Origin of the sequence: Gordonia sp. PDNC005, assembly GCF_016919385.1 — a bacterium.
In the GTDB taxonomy this organism is placed as follows: domain Bacteria; phylum Actinomycetota; class Actinomycetes; order Mycobacteriales; family Mycobacteriaceae; genus Gordonia.
Genome location: NZ_CP070351.1, coordinates 2,005,873 through 2,028,901 on the forward strand (window position 1 = coordinate 2,005,873; position 23,029 = coordinate 2,028,901).

The 23,029-nt window shown below is 66.8% G+C and carries 22 protein-coding genes; 3 read left to right on the forward strand and 19 right to left on the reverse strand.

What is annotated here, in order from left to right; all coding sequences use genetic code 11:
- Positions 1-130 precede the first annotated feature (130 nt).
- The 10 genes from argH to pheS form a co-directional block, all read right to left on the reverse strand.
- Positions 131-1,582, reverse strand: coding sequence for an argininosuccinate lyase (gene argH / locus JVX90_RS09545; RefSeq protein ID WP_205332097.1), 1,452 nt, complete (start codon positions 1,580-1,582; stop codon positions 131-133).
- Between the two features lie 64 nt (positions 1,583-1,646).
- A complete protein-coding gene (locus JVX90_RS09550) occupies positions 1,647-2,147 on the reverse strand; it encodes an arginine repressor (RefSeq protein WP_205332098.1) in 501 nt (166 codons plus the stop codon).
- A complete protein-coding gene (argF, locus tag JVX90_RS09555) occupies positions 2,144-3,067 on the reverse strand; it encodes an ornithine carbamoyltransferase (protein WP_205332099.1) in 924 nt (307 codons plus the stop codon). The genes JVX90_RS09550 and argF overlap by 4 nt, the downstream gene beginning before the upstream one ends.
- Entirely contained in the window at positions 3,064-4,257 is a 1,194-nt protein-coding gene (locus JVX90_RS09560; protein ID WP_205332100.1) for an acetylornithine transaminase, read from the reverse strand. Before JVX90_RS09560 ends, argF begins: the two co-directional genes overlap by 4 nt.
- Positions 4,254-5,150: an acetylglutamate kinase gene (gene argB, locus JVX90_RS09565; RefSeq protein ID WP_205332101.1), complete on the reverse strand. Its 897-nt coding sequence runs from the start codon at positions 5,148-5,150 to the stop codon at positions 4,254-4,256. Before argB ends, JVX90_RS09560 begins: the two co-directional genes overlap by 4 nt.
- Positions 5,147-6,376, reverse strand: a complete 1,230-nt coding sequence (argJ, locus tag JVX90_RS09570; RefSeq protein WP_240194166.1) for a bifunctional glutamate N-acetyltransferase/amino-acid acetyltransferase ArgJ — start codon at positions 6,374-6,376, stop codon at positions 5,147-5,149. Before argJ ends, argB begins: the two co-directional genes overlap by 4 nt.
- Before the next feature lie 47 nt (positions 6,377-6,423).
- Positions 6,424-7,461, reverse strand: coding sequence for an N-acetyl-gamma-glutamyl-phosphate reductase (gene argC, locus JVX90_RS09575; RefSeq protein ID WP_240194124.1), 1,038 nt, complete (start codon positions 7,459-7,461; stop codon positions 6,424-6,426).
- A gap of 106 nt (positions 7,462-7,567) precedes the next feature.
- A complete protein-coding gene (locus tag JVX90_RS09580) occupies positions 7,568-8,707 on the reverse strand; it encodes a metallophosphoesterase (RefSeq protein WP_205332103.1) in 1,140 nt (379 codons plus the stop codon).
- Entirely contained in the window at positions 8,704-11,184 is a 2,481-nt protein-coding gene (pheT, locus tag JVX90_RS09585) for a phenylalanine--tRNA ligase subunit beta (protein ID WP_205332104.1), read from the reverse strand. Before pheT ends, JVX90_RS09580 begins: the two co-directional genes overlap by 4 nt.
- Positions 11,185-11,227: 43 nt before the next feature.
- Positions 11,228-12,289, reverse strand: coding sequence for a phenylalanine--tRNA ligase subunit alpha (pheS, locus tag JVX90_RS09590; RefSeq protein WP_205332105.1), 1,062 nt, complete (start codon positions 12,287-12,289; stop codon positions 11,228-11,230).
- Between the two features lie 243 nt (positions 12,290-12,532).
- Here pheS and JVX90_RS09595 point away from each other — a divergent pair, with 243 nt between their 5' ends.
- A complete protein-coding gene (locus JVX90_RS09595; protein WP_205332106.1) occupies positions 12,533-14,854 on the forward strand; it encodes a protein kinase in 2,322 nt (773 codons plus the stop codon).
- Between the two features lie 63 nt (positions 14,855-14,917).
- On the opposite strand, the gene JVX90_RS09600 is transcribed toward JVX90_RS09595, so the two are convergent.
- The 8 genes from JVX90_RS09600 to infC all read right to left on the reverse strand — a co-directional run bounded on the left by JVX90_RS09600 (position 14,918) and on the right by infC (position 21,064).
- Positions 14,918-15,901: an ABC transporter substrate-binding protein gene (locus JVX90_RS09600; protein ID WP_205332107.1), complete on the reverse strand. Its 984-nt coding sequence runs from the start codon at positions 15,899-15,901 to the stop codon at positions 14,918-14,920.
- A gap of 71 nt (positions 15,902-15,972) precedes the next feature.
- Positions 15,973-16,803, reverse strand: a complete 831-nt coding sequence (locus tag JVX90_RS09605; RefSeq protein WP_205332108.1) for an ABC transporter ATP-binding protein — start codon at positions 16,801-16,803, stop codon at positions 15,973-15,975.
- Complete coding sequence (locus JVX90_RS09610) at positions 16,800-17,870, reverse strand: iron ABC transporter permease (RefSeq protein ID WP_205332109.1); 1,071 nt, start codon at positions 17,868-17,870, stop codon at positions 16,800-16,802. The genes JVX90_RS09605 and JVX90_RS09610 overlap by 4 nt, the downstream gene beginning before the upstream one ends.
- Positions 17,867-18,925, reverse strand: coding sequence for an iron ABC transporter permease (locus JVX90_RS09615; RefSeq protein ID WP_205332110.1), 1,059 nt, complete (start codon positions 18,923-18,925; stop codon positions 17,867-17,869). Before JVX90_RS09615 ends, JVX90_RS09610 begins: the two co-directional genes overlap by 4 nt.
- Positions 18,926-18,962: 37 nt before the next feature.
- Entirely contained in the window at positions 18,963-19,754 is a 792-nt protein-coding gene (locus JVX90_RS09620; protein WP_205332111.1) for an RNA methyltransferase, read from the reverse strand.
- 42 nt (positions 19,755-19,796) lie between these two features.
- Positions 19,797-20,177, reverse strand: coding sequence for a 50S ribosomal protein L20 (gene rplT, locus JVX90_RS09625; protein WP_008379955.1), 381 nt, complete (start codon positions 20,175-20,177; stop codon positions 19,797-19,799).
- Between the two features lie 40 nt (positions 20,178-20,217).
- A complete protein-coding gene (gene rpmI / locus JVX90_RS09630; RefSeq protein WP_008379957.1) occupies positions 20,218-20,412 on the reverse strand; it encodes a 50S ribosomal protein L35 in 195 nt (64 codons plus the stop codon).
- 85 nt (positions 20,413-20,497) lie between these two features.
- Positions 20,498-21,064 carry a translation initiation factor IF-3 gene (gene infC / locus JVX90_RS09635; protein WP_240194167.1) on the reverse strand — a complete coding sequence of 189 codons (567 nt, stop codon included), beginning with the start codon at positions 21,062-21,064 and terminating at the stop codon, positions 20,498-20,500.
- A 239-nt stretch (positions 21,065-21,303) separates the two neighbouring features.
- Here infC and JVX90_RS09640 point away from each other — a divergent pair, with 239 nt between their 5' ends.
- Both JVX90_RS09640 and JVX90_RS09645 read left to right on the forward strand, forming a co-directional pair.
- Positions 21,304-21,705, forward strand: coding sequence for a DUF1844 domain-containing protein (locus tag JVX90_RS09640; protein WP_205332112.1), 402 nt, complete (start codon positions 21,304-21,306; stop codon positions 21,703-21,705).
- Positions 21,706-21,748: 43 nt separating this feature from the next.
- Positions 21,749-22,054, forward strand: a complete 306-nt coding sequence (locus JVX90_RS09645) for a hypothetical protein (RefSeq protein WP_205332113.1) — start codon at positions 21,749-21,751, stop codon at positions 22,052-22,054.
- Here the strand turns inward: JVX90_RS09645 and JVX90_RS09650 are convergent, their stop codons facing one another.
- Positions 22,055-23,002: an alpha/beta fold hydrolase gene (locus JVX90_RS09650; RefSeq protein ID WP_205332114.1), complete on the reverse strand. Its 948-nt coding sequence runs from the start codon at positions 23,000-23,002 to the stop codon at positions 22,055-22,057. It abuts the gene before it with no gap.
- Positions 23,003-23,029 lie beyond the last annotated feature (27 nt).

A 23,029-nucleotide genomic window follows, 5' to 3' on the forward strand; every position in this document is an offset into this window, starting at 1 on the left:
CCGCGGCATCGGTCGTCACCGCTGATGCGGGTCCGCGACGCGCATCACCTTACCCGTTGCGTGCGGTAGCAGACACGTTCGCCCGGCCCACTGCACAAAACTGTCAGCGGCCCCGTCCGGGTACGCCGACTCAGGACGGGAGCAGCCGCGCTCGCAGGTCTGCAATCGTCGCGGTTGCGACCTCGATCTGCCGTTCCACCTGCGTCGATGACGTTCCGCCCAGCGCGTTGCGCGACTCGATCGACCCGATCACGGTCAAGACGTCATGGACGTCGTGGGTGAGTGCCGGATTGATCGATGCGAGGGTCTCGTCGTCGAGATCGGCGAGACCGATTCCGCGGGATTCGGCCTCGCGGACACACGCTCCCGCGACTTCGTGCGCCACGCGGAATGGAACTCCTTGACGCACAAGCCATTCCGCGATGTCGGTGGCAAGCGTGAAGCCTGCAGGCGCCAGTTCTGCCATTCGCTCGGGATGGAAGGTGAGCGTTGCGACCAGTCCGGTCACGGCGGGCAGCAGCAGCTCGAGCTGCGCGACCGAGTCGAACACCGGTTCCTTGTCCTCCTGCAGGTCCCGGTTGTACGCCAGCGGCTGAGCCTTCAGCGTCGCGAGAAGACCCGTGAGGTTTCCGATGATCCGGCCGGCCTTGCCGCGGGCGAGTTCAGCGACGTCCGGATTCTTCTTCTGCGGCATGATCGAACTGCCCGTCGACCACGCGTCGGCGAGGGTGACGTACCCGAACTCCGGTGTGCTCCACAGAATCACATCTTCGCCGAGGCGCGACAGGTCGACGGCCGCCATCGCGAACACGAAGGCCGCCTCGGCGGCGAAGTCGCGTGAGGACGTCGCATCGATCGAATTGTCAGCTGCGCTGTCGAAGCCGAGGTCGGCGGCGATCGCGGCCGGGTCGAGTCCAAGGGACGACCCGGCGAGCGCGCCCGACCCGTAAGGCGAGACGGCAACCCTGCGATCGGCGTCGGCCAAGCGAGCCACATCGCGGAGAAGCGGCTGGGCGTGAGCCATCAGAGTGTGTCCGAGCAGCACGGGCTGAGCCGCCTGGAGATGCGTCTTGCCCGGCATGACAACACCGGGGTTCGCCGCAGCCTGGCCGACGAGCGCTTCGGCGACGTCGAGCAGTCCGGCGCCGACGCGGCGCATCCCGTCCCGCAACCACATGCGGAACAGCGTCGCCACCTGGTCGTTGCGGGAGCGCCCGGCGCGCAGGCGCCCGCCCAGTTCGGTGCCGACCCGTTCGATCAGGCCGCGTTCCAGTGCACCGTGGACGTCCTCGTCCGACTCTGCGGGCCCGAAGGTGCCGTCGGCGACGTCGGCGGCGAGCTGGTCGAGACCTTTCTGCATCGCGGCCAGATCGTCATCGGTGAGCAGGCCCGCACGGTTGAGGACCCGTGCGTGCGCCTTCGACGCGGCGACGTCGTACGGAGCAAGAGCCCAGTCGAAGTGCGTCGACTTGCTGAGCGCGGCCATCGCCGCTGCGGGGCCGTCGGCGAAGCGGCCACCCCACAGGGCGCCTTCGTTGGTGCCCTCTTTGCGCGGAGTGGCTGCGTCGGTGCTGTCGGCCATGGGTGTCTCTAGCTCCTTGAAGAAGTCGGTAGTCAGGGTCAATTGTGCATGGCGCGTCCGCCCCTCAGACGAGGGACTCGATCTGTTGGGCGAGATCGGAGCCGGACAGCGGTCGTCGCGCGAGAACGAAGACGGTGTCGTCGCCCGCGATCGTGCCGACCACACCGGGAAGTCGTGCGCGGTCGAGTGCGCTGGCGAGATAGCCTGCAGCGCCCGGAGGGGTGCGGAGGACCGCCATGTCCCCCGACGAGTCCGTCGACACGAGCAGTTCGGCCAGCAGTCGCGCGACGCGGTCGGTGCCGCCGGACACACCTCGCACGGGACTCCCGTCCTCGGGCACCACGTACACGCCCGCTCCCCCGTCCGCGGCCCTCAGCTTCACCGCGCCGAGCTCGTCGAGGTCACGCGAGAGGGTCGCCTGTGTCGCCTCGACCCCTTCTCCCGCGAGCCGCTGCTGCAATTCTGCTTGGCTCCGGACCGACTCGGCCGCGAGGATCTCCACGATCCGGGCATGCCGTCCCGCGCGAGTCGCGGCCAGGCGACCGGACTCCGACGCGTCGGTCATTGGTTGCCCAACAGCCACGCGAGCAGCGCCTTCTGAGCGTGCAGGCGGTTCTCGGCCTCGTCGAACACCACGCTGTGCGGGCCGTCGATCACGTCATCGGTTATCTCCTCGCCGCGGTGCGCGGGAAGGCAGTGCATCACGATGACGTCGGCGGCGGCGAGCGCGACGAGCTCCGCGTTGATCTGATAGGGCCGGAACGGTCCGACGCGGTCGAGGCCGTCGCCCTCCTGCCCCATCGACACCCAGGAGTCTGTGACGAGCACATCGGCGCCTGCCGCCGCGGCCTGCGGGTCGTCGATGACGGAGACGCTGCCCCCTGTGGCCTTGGCCTGCCGCTGAGCGGTCGCGACCATGTCGGGATCGGGACGGAACCCGTCAGGTCCACTCACACGAACATGCATCCCGGCCATCGCGCACCCGATCATCAACGAGTTGGCCATGTTGTTCGCGGCGTCGCCCAGATAGGTCAACGTCAACCCGCGGGCATGCCCCTTGTGCTCGATGATCGTCTGCAGATCGGCGAGGATCTGGCACGGGTGGAACACGTCGCTCAACGCGTTGACCACCGGGATGGAGGCGAACTCGGCGAGGTCGTCGAGACGGTCCTGACCGAATGTGCGCCACACGACGGCGTCGACGAATCGCGACAGGACCCGGCCGGTGTCGGCGAGCGATTCGTCACGGCCCATCTGCGTCGTCGAACCGTCGACCACAACCGCGTGACCGCCGAGCTGCGAGATCCCGACCTCGAACGAGAAGCGGGTACGTGTCGAGTTCTTGTCGAAGATGACGCCGACGCACTTCGGTCCGGCCAACGGCCGATGACCGAGAGGGTCGGCCTTCATCTGTGCGGCGAGGGCGAGAACCTGCGCCTGCTCATCAGGCGTCAGATCATCGTCTCGCAGGAAGTGCCTGGTCATGATTGGTTCTCCGACTCTGCCGCCAGTGCGGCGTCGAGGATCGCAGGCAGATCGGCGACGAACGCGTCGGCCTGCTCATCGGACAGGATGAGCGGCGGGGCGAGCCGTAGGACGTTCGGCGCGGGTGCGTTCAACAGATAGCCCGCGTTCCTCGCCGCGACGTCGACCCGGCCCGACAGCGGCTCGCTGAGCACAACGCCGAGCAGCAGACCCTCGCCGCGAACGTGATCGATCAACGGGTGCCCGATCCCCTCGATGCTCGCTGCAAGGCTCTTGCCGAGCGAGTCGACCCGACTGCAGAGATCCTGCGCGTCGATGTAGTCGAGCACGGCGAGGGCGGCAGCGGCGCACGCCGGATTGCCGCCGAACGTGGTGCCGTGATGGCCCGGGCCGAACAGGTCGGCGGCCGGTCCGGTCGCGATGCAGGCGCCGATCGGCATCCCACCACCGAGTCCCTTGGCCAGCGTGATCACGTCGGGGACGATGCCGACACGCTGATGAGCGAAATACACGCCGGTTCTCGCGATCCCGGTCTGAACCTCGTCGAGCATCAACAGAGCCCCGTGCCGCGAGGTGATCTCGCGCGCTGCGGCGAGATACCCCTCCGGAGGCACGATGACGCCGTTCTCGCCCTGGATCGGCTCCAGGATCACCGCGGCCGTGTCCTGGGACACCGCCGCTTCGAGCGCGGCGACATCGCCGTAGGGAACGAAGTCGACGCCTGCCGGCATCGGGTCGAACGGCGCACGCTTGGCCGGCTGACCGGTCATGGCGAGGGCACCCATCGTCCTTCCGTGGAATCCGCCTTCTGCGGCGATGATCTGCGGACGACCCGTGCGACGTGCGAGCTTGAAGGCGGCTTCGTTCGCCTCGGTACCCGAGTTGCACAGGAACACCCGGCCGTCGTGACCGAACGCTCCGAGCAGACGCTCGGCGAGATCGACGACCGGCGGCGCGATGTACAGGTTCGACACGTGGCTCAGCGTCGACAGCTGTGCGGTCACCGCTTTGATGATCTCGGGGTGCGCGTGCCCGAGCGCGTTCACCGCTATGCCGCCGAGCAGGTCGAGGTACTGCTTGCCGTCGGCGTCGTACACGACGGCGCCCTCACCACGGACCAACGCGACCGGAGGTGTGCCGTAGTTGTTCATCAGCGATGCGTTCCACCGCTGCTGCAACGGTGCGGTCATGCGTCGACCCCTTCTCCATTGTCCGCGACGACCGATGTCCCGGCCGTCGACGCGGTGAGCAATGCGGCCAGCACCGCATGCGGTTCCCGGCCGTCGATGACGTGAGCTGCGCCGATGCCGGATTCGACGGCCCGCAGGCACGCCTCCATCTTCGGGACCATGCCGGCGTCGAGGCTCGGCAGCAGTGCCGCGACCTGCGACGCGCTGATAGTCGACACGAGCGACGACCGGTCTGGCCAGTCGGTGTACAGACCCTCGACGTCGGTGAGCATCACGAGATGTTCCGCCTGCAGAGCAGCGGCGATAGCCCCCGCAGCGGTGTCGGCGTTGATGTTGTGGACCACACCGTCGACGTCCGGCGCGATTGTGGAGATCACCGGGATGCGACCCGCGGCGATCAGATCGTCGACGGCCGACGTGTCGACCGCGGTGATGTCGCCGACGAGCCCGATGTCGGTGGCCTCACCGTCGACCATCACGGAACGACGCGACGCCGTGAACAAGTGCGCGTCTTCGCCGGTGATGCCGACCGCGTAGGGGCCGTGTCGGTTGATCAGACCGACGAGTTCACGGCCGACCTGGCCGAACAGCACCATGCGAGCCACGTCCATCACCTCGGGGGTGGTGACGCGGAAACCGCCGCGGAACTCGCCGTCGAGGCCGAGCCGGGCGAGCATCGCGGAGATCTGCGGGCCTCCGCCGTGCACCACGACCGGATGAATGCCACAGGCGCGCAGCAGGACCATGTCGGCGGCGAACGCCGCCTTGAGATCGTCGTCGACCATCGCGTTACCGCCGTACTTGACCACAACACGCTTGCCGTGGAGAGCCTGCAGCGCAGGCAGCGACTCGGCGATGATTCCGGCTTTCGCCAAAGGCGTGAGGTCTGTCATGACGAGTACGCCGAATTCTCTTCGACGTACGCGTGCGACAAGTCGGTGGTCCGGATCGTCGCGGAGCCCTCACCGAGCTTCAGATCGGCGACGACATGGATGTGATCGCCCGACAAGTCGACATCGCGCGCCCCGGGAACACCGGTGCCGTTCTCGCACACCATCGACCCGTTGAACGACACGGCGACGGCGTCCGGATCGATGATCACCGGAGTCACGCCGATCGCCGCGAGCACACGCCCCCAGTTCGGGTCGGACCCGAACAACGCGGTCTTCACCAACGAGTCCCGTGCAACCGACCGTGCGACGACAAGCGCATCGGCATCAGTCTTCGCACCGGTCACCGTGATCTCAACACGCTTGGTGACGCCCTCGGCGTCGTTCTGCAACTGCGCTGCGAGGTCGTCGCAGACGGCGAACACGGCGGCGTCGAGCTCATCCTGCGACACCTCGATCGCACTGGCGCCCGACGACAGCAGCAGCACCGTGTCGTTGGTCGACATGGCTCCGTCGATGTCGAGCCGATCGAAGGTCCGCTCAGTCGCGTGCCGGAGCGCGGCGTCAAGCTGCTCCGGGGTCGCCTTCGCGTCGGTCGTCAGAACTATCAGCATCGTCGCCAACGACGGCGCGAGCATGCCCGCGCCCTTCGCCATCCCGCCGACATTCCAGCCGCCGGGATGATGCAGAGCGACCTGCTTCGGGATCGTGTCGGTGGTCATGATGGCGTACGCCGCGTCAGTCCCGCCTTCGATGCCACCGCCCATCTCGTGCACGATCTCGGTGACACCCGCGAGGACCTTGTCCATCGGCAGCCGATCGCCGATCAGGCCCGTCGAACAGACCGCGATCTCGCCCGCGCCGGTCTCCGTGCCCCAGTTCGACAGCGCCTCGGCCAGAGCCTCCGCCGTCGCATGAGTGTCCTGGAAGCCGCCCGGACCGGTACACGCGTTTGCACCGCCCGAGTTCAGGATCACCGCGCGCAGACGCTGCGCCTTGAGCACCTGCTGCGACCAACGCACCGGAGCCGCCTTGACCTGATTCGCGGTGAACACACCCGCCGCGTCGTACTCGGGTCCCTCGTTGAAGACCAGTGCGAGGTCGGCGTTGCCGTTGACCTTGATGCCCGCCTTGATGCCGGCCGCACGGAACCCGAGCGGAGCAGTCACGCCCTGGCGACGAACCATGCGACCCCCCGACACCTCATCGGTGAACTCCACCGGCGTCATCGGCGGGTTGGTCGTTGATGCGGTCACTGTCTCTTCAGCTCCTGTCGTCATGGTGCGACTCCTACGGTGGTCAGGCCCTCGGCCTCACCGAAACCGACGGCGAGATTCATCGATTGGACGGCGGCGCCGCCGGTCCCCTTGGTCAAGTTGTCCACCACGCCGATCGCAGTGAACGTTCCCGTGCGCTCATCCACGGCGATGCCGATCTGCACAGCGTTCGACCCGATCACCGAACCCGTCTCCGGGAACTCGCCCTCACCGAGCACGTACACGAACGGCTCGTCGGCGTACGCGGCCTCGTAGACGGCACGGAGTTCGGCCTCGGTCGCCGCGGTCCGCGCCGTGCACGTCGCGAGAATCCCGCGCGACGTCGGCACCAGGACCGGAGTGAACGAGACGTCGACCGGCGCGTTCGCCGCTGCGGACAACGCCTGCGTGATCTCCGGTGTGTGCCGGTGCGCGCCTCCGACGCCGTAGGCGCGGACCGATCCGATCACCTCGGACGCCAAGAGGTTCACCTTCGGCGCCCGGCCCGCACCCGAAGTTCCAGACATCGCGACCACATTGACCCGAGTGTCGACGAGGCCGGATGCGATCGCAGGCAACAGCGACAAGATCGAGACCGTCGGATAGCAGCCGGGAACGGCGATCCGCGTCGCACCGGACAACGTCTCACGATTGCCGGGCAGCTCCGGCATCCCGTACGGCCACGTTCCGGCGTGCTGGCCGCCGTAGTACTGCGTCCACTCGGAAGCGTCCTTGAGCCGGAAGTCGGCGCCGCAGTCGACGATGAGCGTCGACGGCGGCAGAGCGTCGGCGATGACCGCCGACTGCCCGTGCGGAAGACCCAGAAAGACGACGTCGTGGCCTGCGAGGATTTCCGGAGTGGTCTCGTCCAAGACTCGATCCGCCAGGGGCAACAGATGCTTGTGGTGCTCACCCAACCGCGTCCCGGCATTCCCGCCGGCAGTCAGCGAACCGATCTGGAGTTCACCGGTTGCCAGACGCGGGTGGCCGCACAGCAGTCGGAGGATCTCGCCGCCTGCGTATCCACTCGCTCCGGCTACGGCAACCTTGATAGTCATGTGATCATTATGCATCATCGCGTAAATAGATGCACACCCTTTCGACTCGGGTCGACACGTGACCGCTCGGGAGACAGCTGGGGCTCGGTCGACGCGGCGCGAGGGATCACTGCCGCAAGGTCAGCACCGTGATCTCCGGAGGCGCGAGCACTCGGACCGGCGGACCCCAGGCCCCGGTCCCCCGCGTGACGTACACCGGCACTCCGTCCACATCGCCCCAGCCGGCGCGCACCGGCTGCTGCAACGCCACGATGTACGTGTTCGGCCAGAGCTGCCCGTCGTGCGTGTGGCCGGACAACTGCAGTTCGGCACCACCGAAGTCTGCGGCGTCGAATGCCTGCTTCGGCTGGTGGGCCAGCAGGATCAGTGGTCGAGAAGCGTCACGCCCACCGAGTGCCGCGCGGTAGTCGGGCTCGTATGGCGCCGGCGCGGTCGCGTCGTACACACCGGCCAGATCGACCACGCCGTCTCCCTTGCGCAGCTCCACCCGTTCGTTGCGCAGTACCGTGATCCCGAGAGTCTCCCAGAAGTCGAGCCACGCGCCGCCGTCGTCGACGTAGTACTCGTGGTTGCCGCTGATCGCGAACACACCGAGCGGTGCGTGCAGATCGCGGAGCGGCTCGAGGTCGGATCCGACCTTCGCGACGGTGCCGTCGGTGAGATCACCGCCGAGCACGATCAGATCAGGCTTGCTCGCATTGACACGCTCGACGACCTTGCGAGTGAAGTCGGCGCCACGCGCCGGTCCGACGTGCACGTCGGTCACCAGGGCGACACGAACACCGTCGAAGGACGCCGGCAGCTTCGCGACCCTCGCGTCGACGTCGACGACCCTGGGATTCGCGGCCTCAGTCAGCCCGTATCCGGTCAGCGCCAACGCCACCACCACGACGACAGCGGTCGCCGGTGCGAGCACACGTCGACTCAATCCGTCGCCTGGTCCTCCGCGGACCTTCCGGATGAGCCTGACAGCAATGGATGCAAGACCGATCAGGACGATCCCGACCGCCAGGTAATAGATGGCCGCCGCCCAGGTGAAGCCGACGAACCCGATCGGCCGAGCCCACGACGGATCGAGGGTGTCTCCGACCTGGAACGCGGCCGCCGTCGTGGCTCCGAGAACCACAAGAGCGATGTTCGAGACGAGTGCCCACCGCCCGGTGAGTCCGGGCGCCCTGACCAGTCGTCGGTGCAGCCAGAACGTGATCAGCGCCGCGACGACGACCTCGACGACAGAGCGGATCACCGCAGGCGGGCCCCGACACGCGAGGTCGCACGTTCGACCGCCGACAGCTTGGCTGCGGTGGCGTCGTCCTCGGTGAGAGTCCGATCGTCGGCCCGGAAGGTGAGCGCAAACGTCAACGACTTGTTGCCCTCGCCGACCTGCGCACCGGTGAACACGTCGAACAGGGTGATCGCTTCGAGCAATTCGCCTGCACCGTCACGAAGGGCGTCGAGCACTTCCTGTGCGGGGACGTGGGCTGCGACCACGACATTCACGTCCTGGAGGACCGCGGGGAACGGCGACACCTTCGGCGACGGCAGCACCTGCGTCAACGGCAATGCGTCGACGTCGATCTCCACCGCGCACAGCCGTGCGGGCAGACCGGCACGCTCGAGAACGGCCGGATGCAGTTCACCTGCATGTCCGACGACGACTCCGTCGACTTCCAGACGCGCGCAGCGGCCGGGATGCCAGGGAAGCGTGTCGTCGGCGACCAGCGTCAACTCGACGCCGGCCGCCGCGGCGATCTCACGTGCGGCGGCGAACGCGTCGTACGCGTCGGCGGCGCGACCGGGACCCCATGGGCCCGCGGGATCGCGGAGTCCGGCGAGCACTGCGGCGGCGTGCAACGGTTGACGCGGAAGCGACGCGTCGAGAGCGGCCAGCTCGTCGTCGGACGGACGTCCACTCACATCGAGCGCGCCGACCGTCGGGCCCTGGTCACCGCCGAGGACGACCTGTCCGATCGTGTACAGAGCGAGGTCGCGTCGGCCTCGTGCGATGTTGCGCGCAGCCATCTCGAGAAGGCCCGGCAGCAGAGTCGTGTTGAGTTGGGGACGGTCGGACTCGAGCGGGTTGAGCACGGAGACCGCAGCCCGACGCGGGTCATCGTCTGCGAGACCCCATGTGTCGAAGACACCCGCAGGCATGAAGGGATACGGAAGCACCTCGACGAAGCCGTCTGCCGCGAGTGCAACACCGATCGCCCGGCGGCGACGCTGCGCCGCTGTCAGACCCGTGCCGCCGGGAGCGCGCGGAACAACTGCCGGAATGTCCTCGAGCCCTTCCAGACGCAGCACTTCTTCCACCAGATCCGCACGCTGTCGCAGGTCGGGACGCCACGACGGCGGTGTCACCGCCAGCAGCTCACCGGAGTCGTCGACCGTACAGCCGACTTCCCGCAGGCGGGCGACGGTGGTGCCTGGCGCGTACTCCACGCCGGCGGTCGCATCGGGCTGGTCCGGTGCGATCTCGATCGCAGCGGCAGGAGCCGCATCAACACGAACGTCGGCAATCGGGCCTGCGATCTGACCACCTGCCAGTTCGACGATCAGCGACGCGCCGCGATCCGACGCCACCGCAGTCAGTTCGGGATCGACGAGACGCTCGAAACGCTTCTGCGCCTCCGAGCTCATCTTGTGCCGCTTACCGGTACGGAACACGCGGACCTGATCGAAGTTCGCGGCTTCGAGGAGGACAGTGGTCGTTGAGTCGGTGACCTCGGTCGACGCACCGCCCATCACACCGGCGAGTGCGATCGGACCCGAGTCGTCGGCGATGACCACGTCTTCCTGGTCGAGTGTGCGGACCACGCCGTCGAGCGTCTCGAGCGTCTCCCCCGCTCGCGCCGAGCGGACAGTGACTGTGCCCTGCACCTTGTCGGCATCAAACGCGTGGAGGGGCTGGCCCAATTCGATCATCACGTAGTTCGTGACGTCGACGATGGCCGAGATCGGTCGGATGCCCGCGACCATGAGCCGCTTCGCGATCCACCACGGTGACGATGCTGTCGCGTCGACCCCGGTGATCACGCGTCCGGTGTACCGCGTCGCATCGGAGTCGGCGTCGATCGCAACCGGCCACGGCTCGCGGTCGACATCGGCTGCAAGCGGATCGCCCGGCAATCCGGCGTCGACGAATGGAACCGAGAACGCACTGGCGAGCTCGCGACCCAGACCACGCATCGAGAACGCGTAGCCACGGTCGGGCGTCACGTTGACGTCGATCGCCGTGTCGTCGAGACCGAGCACCTCGCGGGCGTCGGCACCCGGCTCCGCTGTACCCGGTGTCAGCACCAGGATGCCCGAGTGGTCGTTGCCCACCCCGAGCTCGGTGACCGAGCAGATCATGCCGTCGGACGTCTTGCCGTACGTTTTGCGAGTCGCGATCGCGAACGGCCCCGGAAGGACGACGCCGGGAAGCGCGACCACGACGAGGTCGCCGACAGAGAAGTTCCGCGCGCCGCACACGATGTCGCGGGGCGCGTCCTCCCCGACCTCCACCTGGCAGAAGCGGATCGGCTTCTTGAACTCGGTGAGCTCTTCGATCGCGGCGACACGGCCGACGACGAGTGGCCCGGTGATCTCCGGGAACGGCTCGACGTCCTCGATCTCAAAACCGACGCGGACGAATCCTGCGTCGATCTCGTCGGTGGTCGCGGTCCAGCCGGGAGTGCCGTTCTGCAGGACTTCGGTCAGCCAGGACTGTGGGAGTCGCACGGGGTAACCAATCTTCTTTCGTGTCGAACGAGTGGTGGGCGCGTCAGAACGCCGGGCCGAAGGGGGTGGTGAAGCGGACGTCGCCCTCCACCATGTCGCGCATGTCGGGCAGGTCGTTGCGGAACTGCAAGGTGCGTTCCAGGCCCATTCCGAACGCAAAGCCGGAGTAGACGTCGGGGTCGATCCCATTGGCGCGCAGCACGTTCGGGTTGACCATTCCGCAGCCGCCCCACTCGACCCAACCGGCGCCGCCCTTCTTGGCGGGGAACCAGACGTCCACCTCGGCGGACGGCTCGGTGAACGGGAAGTAGCTGGCGCGCATACGGGTGGTGGTGTCCGGGCCGAACAGCGCCTTCGCGAACACTTCGAGAGTGCCGCGCAGGTTGGCCATGGTCAGCCCCTTGTCGACGGCCAAACCCTCGATCTGATGGAACACCGGCGTGTGAGTCGCATCGAGCTCGTCGGTGCGGAACGTGCGTCCCGGGCACGCCACGTAAATCGGCACGTCGCGGTTCAGCATGGATCGGACCTGCACCGGAGAGGTATGGGTCCTCAGCACTTGACGCGACCCCTCGGGCGCGATGTAGAACGTGTCCTGCATCGATCGAGCCGGATGGTCCGGGAGGAAGTTGAGTGCGTCGAAGTTGTGGTGCTCGGTCTCCACCTCGGGGCCTTCGGCGATCTCCCAGCCCATGCCGACGAACACGTCCGCGACCTGCTCGGCGATCACCGTGATCGGGTGACGCGCCCCGGTCCGGCGACGTTCCGCGGGAAGCGTGACGTCGATCGACTCGGCCACCAGGACTGCGGCGTCGCGTTCGGCGGTCAGCACGGCGGTCCGCTCCTCCAGAGCCGAGGAGACCTGTGCCCGGAAGATGTTGACGAGCTTGCCCGCCTCGGCGCGTTCACTCTTCGGAATGGAGCCGAGCGCACGACGTGCGAGTGCGATCGGCGACTTGTCGCCTACGTGGGCGACCTTCGCTGTCGCGAGCTGGTCGAGGTCGGCGGCAGCGGCGAATGCTGCGCGCGCCTCGTCGACGACCGACGCGAGCTGCTGCTCGGTCGGGAACTCATTGGCTTCGCTTGGGGTACTGACGTCGGCCACCTGGCTCGCATCTCCTACACCTGGGGTGGAAAAGGACCCTTTCAGGGTAGTCGACAACACCACGGCCTCCCGACGCGGTCGACCCGGCGACGCGTCGCGCATCTGAGCGACATCGTCGCCGCGCGTCTGGACCCAAGTCCACGACGACCAGTTCCCGGGGCGCATCCCTCAGTCGAACGACCCGCGCCTCGTTCACGGATTAGTCTGTACGAGTTCACGTCCGCCCCTCGAAAGGACCTCGACGTGCCAGCGCAACCGGGAAGCCAGATCGCCGGATACACAGTTCTCTCCCTGCTCGGTTCAGGGGGCATGGGTGAGGTGTACCTCGTCGAGAACGAACAACTGCAGCGCCGCGAGGCGATGAAGGTCATCTCGGTGGCCGGGGCGTCGAACCCCGACTTCCAGCAGCGGTTCACCAACGAGGCGCGCACGGCGGCGTCGTTGGATCATCCGAGCATCATCACGATTCACAACCACGGCATCGCTGAAGAGTCGCCCTGGTACACGATGTCGTACCTCGAGGGTCCGGACCTGGCGTCCACACGGTTGACGCCCGCCGAGGTCGGGAATGTGCTGCGTCAGGTCGGCGACGCGCTCGACTACGCCCACCAGCATCATGTGGTGCACCGCGACATCAAGCCCGCGAACATCGTCGTGACCCGCGACAAGGACGGCGCCATCCGGCGCGCGGTGGTCCTCGATTTCGGCATCGCGAAGCTGGCGAACTCTCCGCAGCTCACTGCGATGAACTCGATCGTCGGCACGATGACGTATACGGCGCCGGAGGTGATCGGCGGGCAGTCCGCGGGCCCGGCAGCCGACCAGTACTCGCTCGCATGCGCGACGTACCAGATGCTCGCCGGCAATCCTCCGTTCGCCGCGGACAACGCGACGGCGTTGATGATGGCCCACGTCCAGCAGCCGGCACCGCATCTGGGCGCACTCCGACCCGATCTCGCCGCAGTCGGACCCGTTCTGCAGCGCGGGATGGCGAAGAACCCCGCCGACCGGTTCGCGGACTGCAGCACTTTCGCCGCCGAATTCAACCGAGCGTTGAGCACCACGAGCTCCGGTACGCAGACCACGGTCGCCCCTGTCCCCCAAGCGGGCTTCGGGGCGCCGTCCGGTTCGGCGGCGTTCAGCCCGATGCCGCCGTCGTATCAGTCCGGACCGCAACACCAGTCCGGCCCACAGTTTCAGTCGGGGCCACAGCACCAGTTCGGCGGGCAGCACCCGCCGGGGCAGCAGTTCCAGGGCACTCAACCCGTCTCCGGTCCACAGTTCCAGCCGGGGGCCGCGTTTCAACCGCAGCCCGGCCAGTACGGGCAACAGCCGTACGGGGCAGTCGGCGTCGCACCGAAGAAGTCGAAGAAGGGCCTGTTCATCGGCCTCGCCCTTGTCGCGGCCGTGATCGTCGCAATCGCGGGCACGTCGCCGCTGTGGTGGCCGTCGTCGGAGACGGCCACCGCCGATCCGCTTGTCGCACCGCTCGCGTCGACCGCCGTGGACACCACGTGCATGGTCGATTCGAAGAAGGACCTGTACTGCTGGGGTCAGAACGACCACGGACAACTCGGCGACGGCTCCGAGTCCAAACGCACCACACCAGCCAAGGTCAACGGCGTCAGCAACGTCACGGCAGTGACCGTCGGCGGATACCAATCCGACGAGTACACCCGAGTCACGACCTGCGTCGCCGCATCCGACGACGCATACTGCTGGGGCGCCAACCTGTTCGGTCAGATCGGCGACGGCTCGAGCGATGACCGATCGACCCCGACCAAGGTCGCGGGCCTCGGTAAGGTCACCGGCATCACCACTTCGTGGGATTCCACCTGCGCAATCTCCGACGGAAACGTGTTCTGCTGGGGCGACAACGGACTCGGACAGCTCGGCAACGGTGGGACGTCCTCGAACAAGACCCCGACGAAGGTCGCGGGCGTCAGCAACGTCACCTCCATCTCATCCAACGAGGGCACTGTGTGCGCAGTCGCCGACGCCTCGCTGTACTGCTGGGGAGTCAACCGCGACGGACAGATGGGCGACGGCACGACCGACAACCACTACACCCCGGTGAAGGTGCCGTCGTTGACCGACGTCACGTACGTGTCGGTCGGCGCGGGGCGCTCTGACGGAACGCCCTTCTCCAACACCTGCGTCGTCGCAGGCGGCGAGGTCTACTGCATGGGCGCGAACGGCAACGGGCAACTCGGCGACGGCGGTTCGACGTCCAGTTCCAGCCCGCGCAAGGTCAACGGAGTCGAGAAGGCCACGACGGTTGCAGTAGACGTCGCGACCACCTGCGCGACGGCCGACGGCGGGATCAAATGCTGGGGCAACAACAAGTTCGGCCAGGTCGGCAACGGCGGAACCACCACCGTGTCGACGCCGACCACGGTGAACGGCGTCAGCGGTGCACAACAGGTGACCACCGGGTGGAGCATCACCTGCGCGATCGCGGGCGACAAGCGGTATTGCTGGGGCGCCAACGGCAATAACCAACTCGGCCGCAGCGACATCACGTCGACCGAGCAGACGTCTCCGCTGGAGATCACTCTCGGCTGATCCGCATACGAGAAGACCCCCTGCACGCCGTTGTGCAGGGGGTCTTCTCAGCGCTGTCGACCTCTACTTGACCGCGGCGAAAGCCGGGCTCAGCTTGTCGAGCAGCGCCGGGATCGAAAGCGCGGAAGGAGTGTTGAGGCCGAAGATGTCCACATACGACGTCCAGGCGACCGCGCCGTTGCGAACTGAGTTGAGGGACTTGTACGACGGCAGGTTCTGCAGCGTGTTCTTCAGTTCGTCCGAGACTGCCGCGATGACCAGCAGGTCAGAATCCAGGATTTGGACGTTTTCCGGGCTGACCTGGAAACGCGGAGTCCCCTCCGCCTTGGCGCGATCGAGCTGCGCCTGAGGGAAGGAGAGACCGAGTTCGGTGAACAGAGCCGCTGCGCCGTCGTTGTTGTCCGCGAGCAGAGTGATCATGGTCGGCGACTGGAAAGCCGCGAACGAGTAGGTCTTGCCGGCGAGCTTCGGATTCGCGCTCTTGATTGAGGCGATCTTGTCGTCGATCGACGTCTTGACCTCGGCGGCTTCGTCCGTTCTTCCAAGCGCCGTTCCTGCTGCGGCGAGGAGGTCCTGCCACGAGTCGACCTGCTGCTTGCCGACAGCCGCGATCACCGGAACGCCGGTGTCCTGCAGCTTCTTGAGAGTCGGAGCGTCGGTGATGCTCCCCTGCGTGAAGATGACGTCGGGATCGAGGTCGGCGATCTGAGTGACGATGTCCTTCTTGATGTCGATCTCACGACCGTCCCCGACCTTGCCCGCGAGCCACGGCGCGACGGTTCCGGTGGTGGCCTTCACCGCGTCGTAGTAGGCGACGGGCTGCTGGCCGAGCGCGACGACCGTCTCAGTCCACTGCGAGCCGATGGTGACGATCTTCTCCGGTGTGCCGTTGATCGTGACCGGACCGTTGGCGGTCTGGACCTGGACCGAGCCGGATGCGCCCTCGGACCCGCCGTCGTCGGTCGATCCGCAGGCGCTGATCGCGACTACTGCGGTCGCCGTGGCGAAGGCGGCGAGGACTCGCCGCGTGGTGATGCTGACCTTCATGTGGTTCCAGGCTCCTTGCTCATGCACCCCATCAGACGGATGAAGTAGGTGAGCCTAACCTTATATCAAACTCATGGCTTGCTGAGAAGGGTGCCCGTACGTCGACGCGCAGATGCGACGGTGGGGACCACCAGCGGTCCACCGGTCTCCGGATCGGTCAGCACCTGCGCGGACAGCCCGAAGGCGTCATCGAGCACGTCGACGGTCAGCACCTCGGCCGGGGTTCCGCGAGTCAGCACGACGCCGTCGCGCATCACGATGAGGTGATCACTCGACCGCGCCGCCAGGTTGAGATCGTGCAGGACCATGACCACGGTCTTTCCGTGATCATGACGGAGTTCGTCGACGAGGTCGAGAACGTCGACCGCGTGCGCCAGGTCGAGGTAGGTCGTCGGCTCGTCCAACAACACGAGGTCGGTGTCCTGCGCCAATGTCATCGCGATCCACGCGCGTTGACGCTGTCCGCCGGACAGATCCTCGACCGGACGATCCGCTAGTTCCAGAATCGAAGTGAGGCGCATCGCCCGGGACACCGCCTCCTCGTCGTCGGAGCTCCACTGGCGGTACCACGATTGGTACGGGGACCGCCCACGGGAGACGAGGTCGAGAACAGACAGGCCGGACGGTGCAATCGGATTCTGCGGCAGCATGGCGAGCCGTCGTGCGATGTCTCGCGGCCGCAGCGAGGCCAGGTCGACGCCATCGAGGCGGACCTGCCCTGCTGTGGGAGTCAGCAGCTTCGACAAGGTCCGGAGCAGCGTCGACTTGCCGCATCCGTTGGGGCCGATGATCGTGGTGACCTCGCCCGCGGCGATGTCCACGTCCAGGTCCGCGACGACGATGTCGCCGTTGTAGCCGACCGACAGTCCATGTGCTGACAGGATGGGGTTGGTGGTGGTCACAGACGCCCCTTCATCTTGGCGATCACGAGTGATGCGACGAGCACCGGCCCGCCTACTCCGGCGGTCACGACCCCGACGGGAATGCTGCTGGGCAGCAGCGTTCGGCAGAGGAGTTCACTGAGCAGAACGAGCAGTGCGCCGCAGAGACCACTGGTCAATGGCCCCGGCACGGTCCCGCCCGTCACACGTAGCGCAATCTGCGGTGCGAGGAGCGCGACAAACGCTATCGGCCCCACACCCGACACCGCGACTCCGGCGACCGCGACGCCGATCGCCATCGTGACACCTGTTGTGAGGGCGGGTCGGGTGCCGAACGATCGAGCGAGGTCCTCACCCATGCTGATGGCGGACAGCCGTGGTCGCAGCAGCAGCGAGGCTATGACGCCGATCGGCACCACGACGAGGACCGGTGTCAGGGTGTCCCAGGACGCGCCCGACAGGGACCCGACAATCCACCGTTGCGCTTCCTCAACCTCCCAGACCTGTGCGCGCGTCAGCAGGTAGCTGGTGAGCGCAGTGAAGAACCAGGTGGCGGCCACGCCGACGAGTACCAGGCGGGTGGTCTCCAACCCGTTCCTCCACGCGAGCGCGTACATGGCCAGAGCGGTCCCCGCCGCACCGACGAGTGCAGCGCCGGGAACACCGATTCCGTCGAACCAGGCGCCCCACGACCCCGCGAACGCGATGGCCAACACCACCATCGTCGACGCACCCGCTGTGATGCCGAGCATGTCTGGGGTGGCGAGCGGGTTGCGTGCCACGGTCTGCATATTGGCGCCTGCCACGGCGAGCCCGGCACCGGCGAACGCGCCGAGCAGGACGATCGGGAGTTGGCCGTCGACGATCGCCTGACGAGGTAGTCGTCCGCCACCGCCGAACAGGGCCTTGGTGACGACGTCCGGGGGCAGGGTCTCGATGTACAGCAGTCCGAATCCGAGTGCCACCACCGACGCCGCCAGCACCAGCGCTACTGCGACTGCCCGCGGTCGCACGATGACGCTCACCAGTCCGGCGCGGATCACGTTGCGCCTCAGGGGCCGGTGGCCCACTTCGAGGGTTGCAGTCACAGGGTCACCAGCTTCTTCCGACGAATGATCGCGATGAACACGGGTGCTCCCACCGCGGCGAGCACCACCGCTACGGAGATCTCCCCCGGGCTCCCGAGGACTCGACCGATCACGTCGCAATAGAGGAGCAGACACGCACCGAGCACTGCGGAGAATGGAACCATCAGCCGGTAGTCGGGCCCGGTGAACACCCGCGCGATGTGCGGGACGACCAATCCGAGGAAGGCGATCGGTCCGCAGGCCGCGGTCGCGGCGCCTGCGAGGACCGCGACTGCGGCGACGCCGGAGAATCGGATCCATCCGACACGCGACCCGAGCGACTTCGCGACCGAATCGCCGAGCGCGAGAATGTTGAGGAAGTAGCCGCCCGCGAACGCCGCGATCAGACCGACGATGATGAACGGCGCCGCCGCGCCGACCACGTCCCAGTCACGTCCACCAGTGGCTCCGACGTTCCAGTACCGCCACGCGTCGAGCGAGCGCACGTCCGACAGCACGATCGCTGAGGTCACCGCCACGAGGAACGCCGACATGCCTGCACCGGACAGAATGAGCGTGAGCGGCGAATTGGCCCCACCGCCGACCGCGAAGGCAAACACCGCGGCCGCGGCGATCAGGGCACCGGCCATCCCGAACCACATGTAGGCCCACGGGGATGCGACGCCGAACGCGAAGACGCCGAGCACGACACCGAGACTCGCGCCCCCGTTGACTCCGAGCATTCCGGGGTCTGCGAGCGGGTTCCTGGTGTGTCCCTGGACGAGAGCGCCGGCCGCGCCCAGTGCTAGCCCGACGAGAAGCCCGAGAACAGTGCGCGGAATGCGCTGGGAGAACACGATGTCGTTGGCTCGCGACAACCCGGTCGACGAGGCAAGTTGATCGGCGGACGCCCACAGCGAGGTCCACGCGTCACCGGCGGACAAGTGCTCGCCGGACCCGAACAGCACGGAGAGGACGAGGCCACCGACGAGCGTTATGGCGCCGAGCACAAATCCGATCGCACTGCGCGACGCAGAACGCTGAAGCGGTTCGTCGACGGCCTTCGTCAAGGTCATCGCATTAGGTTAGCCGAACCTATGTCATTGTCGCCCGTCAGCCCTGCGCTCGCGCGCTCGCGTACAGGCAGATCGCGCTGGCGGCGGCGAGGTTCAGACTCTCAGCACGGCCGCGAATCGGGATCGACAGGCGGTGATCGGCGCCCTTGAGAAGTTCCGAGGGAAGTCCATGCGCCTCGTTCCCGAACAGCCAGGCATGCGGCCGGGCGAGGACGGGTGCGGCGTCGTCCAACGACAACTCACCGTCCATCGTGGTGGCGAGGGTGACAATCCCACGTCGGCCGATCGCCTGCAGGGCCCGCTGCACGTTCGCATCACGGACCACCGGGATGTGGAAGATGCTGCCGGCCGAGGCCCGCACGGCCTTGGCGTTGTGCGGGTCGACGGTGTCGCCGAGCAGGACGACGGCATCGGCCCCCATCGCGTCGGCACACCGAGTGAGTGTTCCGACGTTGCCGGGCTCCCGCGGTTCGACGGCGACGACGAGCAGAGTCGGATCGGCGGCGAGCACATCGTCGAGGTCGGTCGTGACGAGCGAGCACTCGGCGAACACACCCGGTGCCGTCGTCGTCTCAGACAGCCGGTCCGCGGCCTTGTCGGACAGCCAGTACAGCGGAATGTCCGCGTCCAACACACGGTCGACGAGACCGACGTGCTTGTGAGAATCAGAGTCACGCACCAGGACAGACAGGACCCGGCCCGTCGACAAGGCGGCGTCGACCGAGTTGAAACCTTCGACGAGGAATCTCCCCTCGGCTTTACGCGCCGAGGCCCGTCGATACTTGACCAATGAGACGACCCGCGACGAACGTTCGGAGAGAACGTCCATCGCGGGTCGATACGAGTTCATATCTCGCGTCTGCTCAGGCGATCAGGCAACCGGAGCGTTGACGTCGGCAGGCAGTGCTGCGCGAGCGATCTCGACGAGGCCGGTGAAAGCTGCCGGGTCGGTGACGGCGATGTCGGCGAGCACCTTGCGGTCCACCTCGACCTCAGCCAGCTTGAGGCCCTGGATGAAGCGGTTGTAGGTGATGTCATTGGCGCGAGCAGCCGCGTTGATGCGGGTGATCCACAGCTTGCGGAAGTCGCCCTTGCGAGCCTTGCGGTCGCGGTATGCGTAGGTCAGCGAGTGGAGCTGCTGCTCCTTGGCCTTGCGGTAGAGGCGCGACCGCTGTCCGCGGTAGCCCTTCGATGCCTCCAGAACGGAGCGGCGCTTCTTCTGGGCGTTGACGGCCCTTTTCACACGTGCCATTAGTCAGTAATCCTTTGAAGTCTTAGTCGTCAGGGAAAGATCAGCGGTTGAGCAGTCGCTTGATGCGCGGGGCGTCGTTCTCGCTGACGACCTCGGTGCCGCTCATGCGACGGGTGACGCGCGACGACTTGTGCTCCAGGAGGTGGCGCTTGCCCGCCTTCTCGCGGACGATCTTGCCGCTGCCGGTCACCTTGAAACGCTTCGCGGTGCCCTTGTGGGTCTTGCTCTTCGGCATGGTTTTCCTTCATTCGGGCGAACTCCACCGGCACCGCCCTCGCGGTGCTCGTGTGGAATCCGCTGGTGCGGGTGTGGTGCTTGGCCTATTCGGCGTTCTGCTGGGCCTTGACCCTGGTCTTCGCGCCCTTGTGCGGGGCGAGAACCATCGTCATGTTGCGGCCGTCCTGCTTCGCGGAGGTCTCGACGAAGCCGTACTCGGCGACGTCGTTGCCCAGGCGCTGCAACAGTCGGAAGCCCAGCTCGGGGCGGGACTGCTCGCGTCCGCGGAACATGATGGTGACCTTCACCTTGGAACCCGCTTCGAGGAACCGGACTACGTGACCCTTCTTGGTCTCGTAGTCGTGGTCGTCGATCTTCGGGCGGAGCTTCTGCTCCTTGATGACGGTCATCTGCTGATTACGGCGTGATTCGCGCTGCTTCTGCGCTGCCTCGTACTTGAACTTGCCGTAGTCCATGATCTTGCACACGGGCGGGCGAGCGTCAGGCGCTACCTCGACCAGGTCCAGGTCGGCTTCGTAAGCCAGGCGGAGCGCATCTTCAACACGCACGATGCCCACCTGCTCTCCCCCGGGACCGACAAGACGGACCTCGGGAACGCGGATGCGCTCATTGATGCGGGTTTCAGTGCTGATGTGGCCTCCTCGATAAATGTGTACTCACGTGGCCGGCCAGAATACTGGCAGCAGGAGACATCGAGACCGAAAAACACTCGTCACGCGCGGAAGCAGCCGAGAATGTAGATCATCTCGCTGCTCCGTCGTCTCGCGACGGTGTGACCGGAACCGGACAACTCCTCGCCCGAAAGCGTGTGTCGTACGGTGGGACCTCGAACATCCTCTTGCTACCCCGGCGTGAGCCGGAGCGGTCATGCTGTGAAAGTCTAACAGGCGTGAGCGCTAACTCCTATTCGACCGGCCGCCCCTCCTCTGACGACGCGCATGCGCACGTCGCTCCAGGTGGAGCCGAAGACGTCAACGTCCGCGAGCTCGCGACCATTCCCGCGGTCGAGGTGACCACCCGTGCAGCGATCATGCTGATGAGCGCTGCGGCCGAGAAGATCGGTCCCGACGCGGGCGGCGAGGAAGAGCACAAGGACCTGCCGGAGGCGCGCGCCCTGATCACAGCCCTCGCTGGCCTCGTGACAGCGGCTTCGATGGACCTGGGCTTGCACCGCAAGCCCATCCAGGACGGCCTTAAAGCCCTCCAGCTCGCGTTCCGCGAGGCGTCGTCGTATCCAGACGCCCCTGGCGAAGGTCCCGGCGAGAAGTACACCGGCCCGGTCAAAGGCTGAGCTCTTCGCATCGACGACGCGCCGGTCGGACTACCCTGGTCTCATGACCACAGGTGACGACGATCTGGAACCGATCGACGCGGAGATCGTCGAACCAGTCGGCACGCCCGATTTCACCCCAACGGTCCAGGCTCCGTCGTTCGCAGACGTCACGGGCTACACCGAGGCGGGCGTCCCCACGTTCGACCATGTCCGCGACAAGATCGAGAAGCGGACCACCACTGCGATCGGAAGCCAGGAACTGTCCGAAATGGGGCGTGAATCGACCGCCCTGGACGAGGCCATCGCCAAGCGCGACGAAGCCGCCAAGAAGAAGCTCGAGGAGATGAGGAAGTCACTCGGGTTGTGATCAGCCGCCGGTGATCGGCGCGACGGGCACGCAGGGCACCGGCCGAGGATGCGCCGGATCGAGTGCGTTCAGAACCATGGCGGCACTGCGTCGGTTCGCTGTGATCGACATGTGATCCGACCGGTCCTGGGCACACCCGTCCTGGACGACGATGTTCGTAACGTGTGTGCCGGCAGGTCCGGGAAGGAGCCCGGCGGTGTACGGCGTCACCATCTCGTCGTCGCGCGTCACGATGTTCGTGTAGCGGACCGCCGTCGAGTAGGGCGTCGGGAGCCGTACGGCACGGTTGAAGTTCAGGCCCGCCTGCGGCAGCGTGCACTCCGGGCATGCCGGTCTGATCGGCTCAGGAACACCCAGTCGCGCGCGGAAGGCCGCGATCATCTCTCCTCGGGCGTCGTCCTCGTCAGGCCCCTGTCGCCAGTAGGGCGCGAGCGAAACGTAGTGGGCCACCCGGCCCCGGCCACCGAGGTACTTCATCCAGTACACGCCCATCTCGGTGCCGAGCGAGTGTCCGACGATGTCGAGCTGCGCCACGCCCGTCCTGCTCAGGACGTCGTCGGCGAACAGTTTCACGTCCCATGCGCTGTCCGGCTTGGGGCCGAGACCGCCGAGCGCCGACGCAGGCCATACACTCGACAGCTTCCCGTAGGTCGGCGCGAACACGCAGTACCCGTCACGAACGAGGACTGCGGCGAGGCTCGCCCAGTTCGTCTGACGGCCTCCCCCACTTCCGTGCAGCAACATCACCGGGCGCGGGTGGCGCGAGCTCGGACGACACGAGAAGTCGTTTGTGCCCGGCAATGACCCGCCAGGGTTGGCGAGCTCAGCTCGGATCCCGTCGAGGAAGCTGTAGGTGATCCGATCCGCCCCGGCCGGGGCGGCGGCGACCCCGACTGCGAGCGCCGCCACGACACTTGCCACAAGCAGTTTAGAGACCGTCCGGATCATGCAGCCACACTAAACCTGATCCTCACC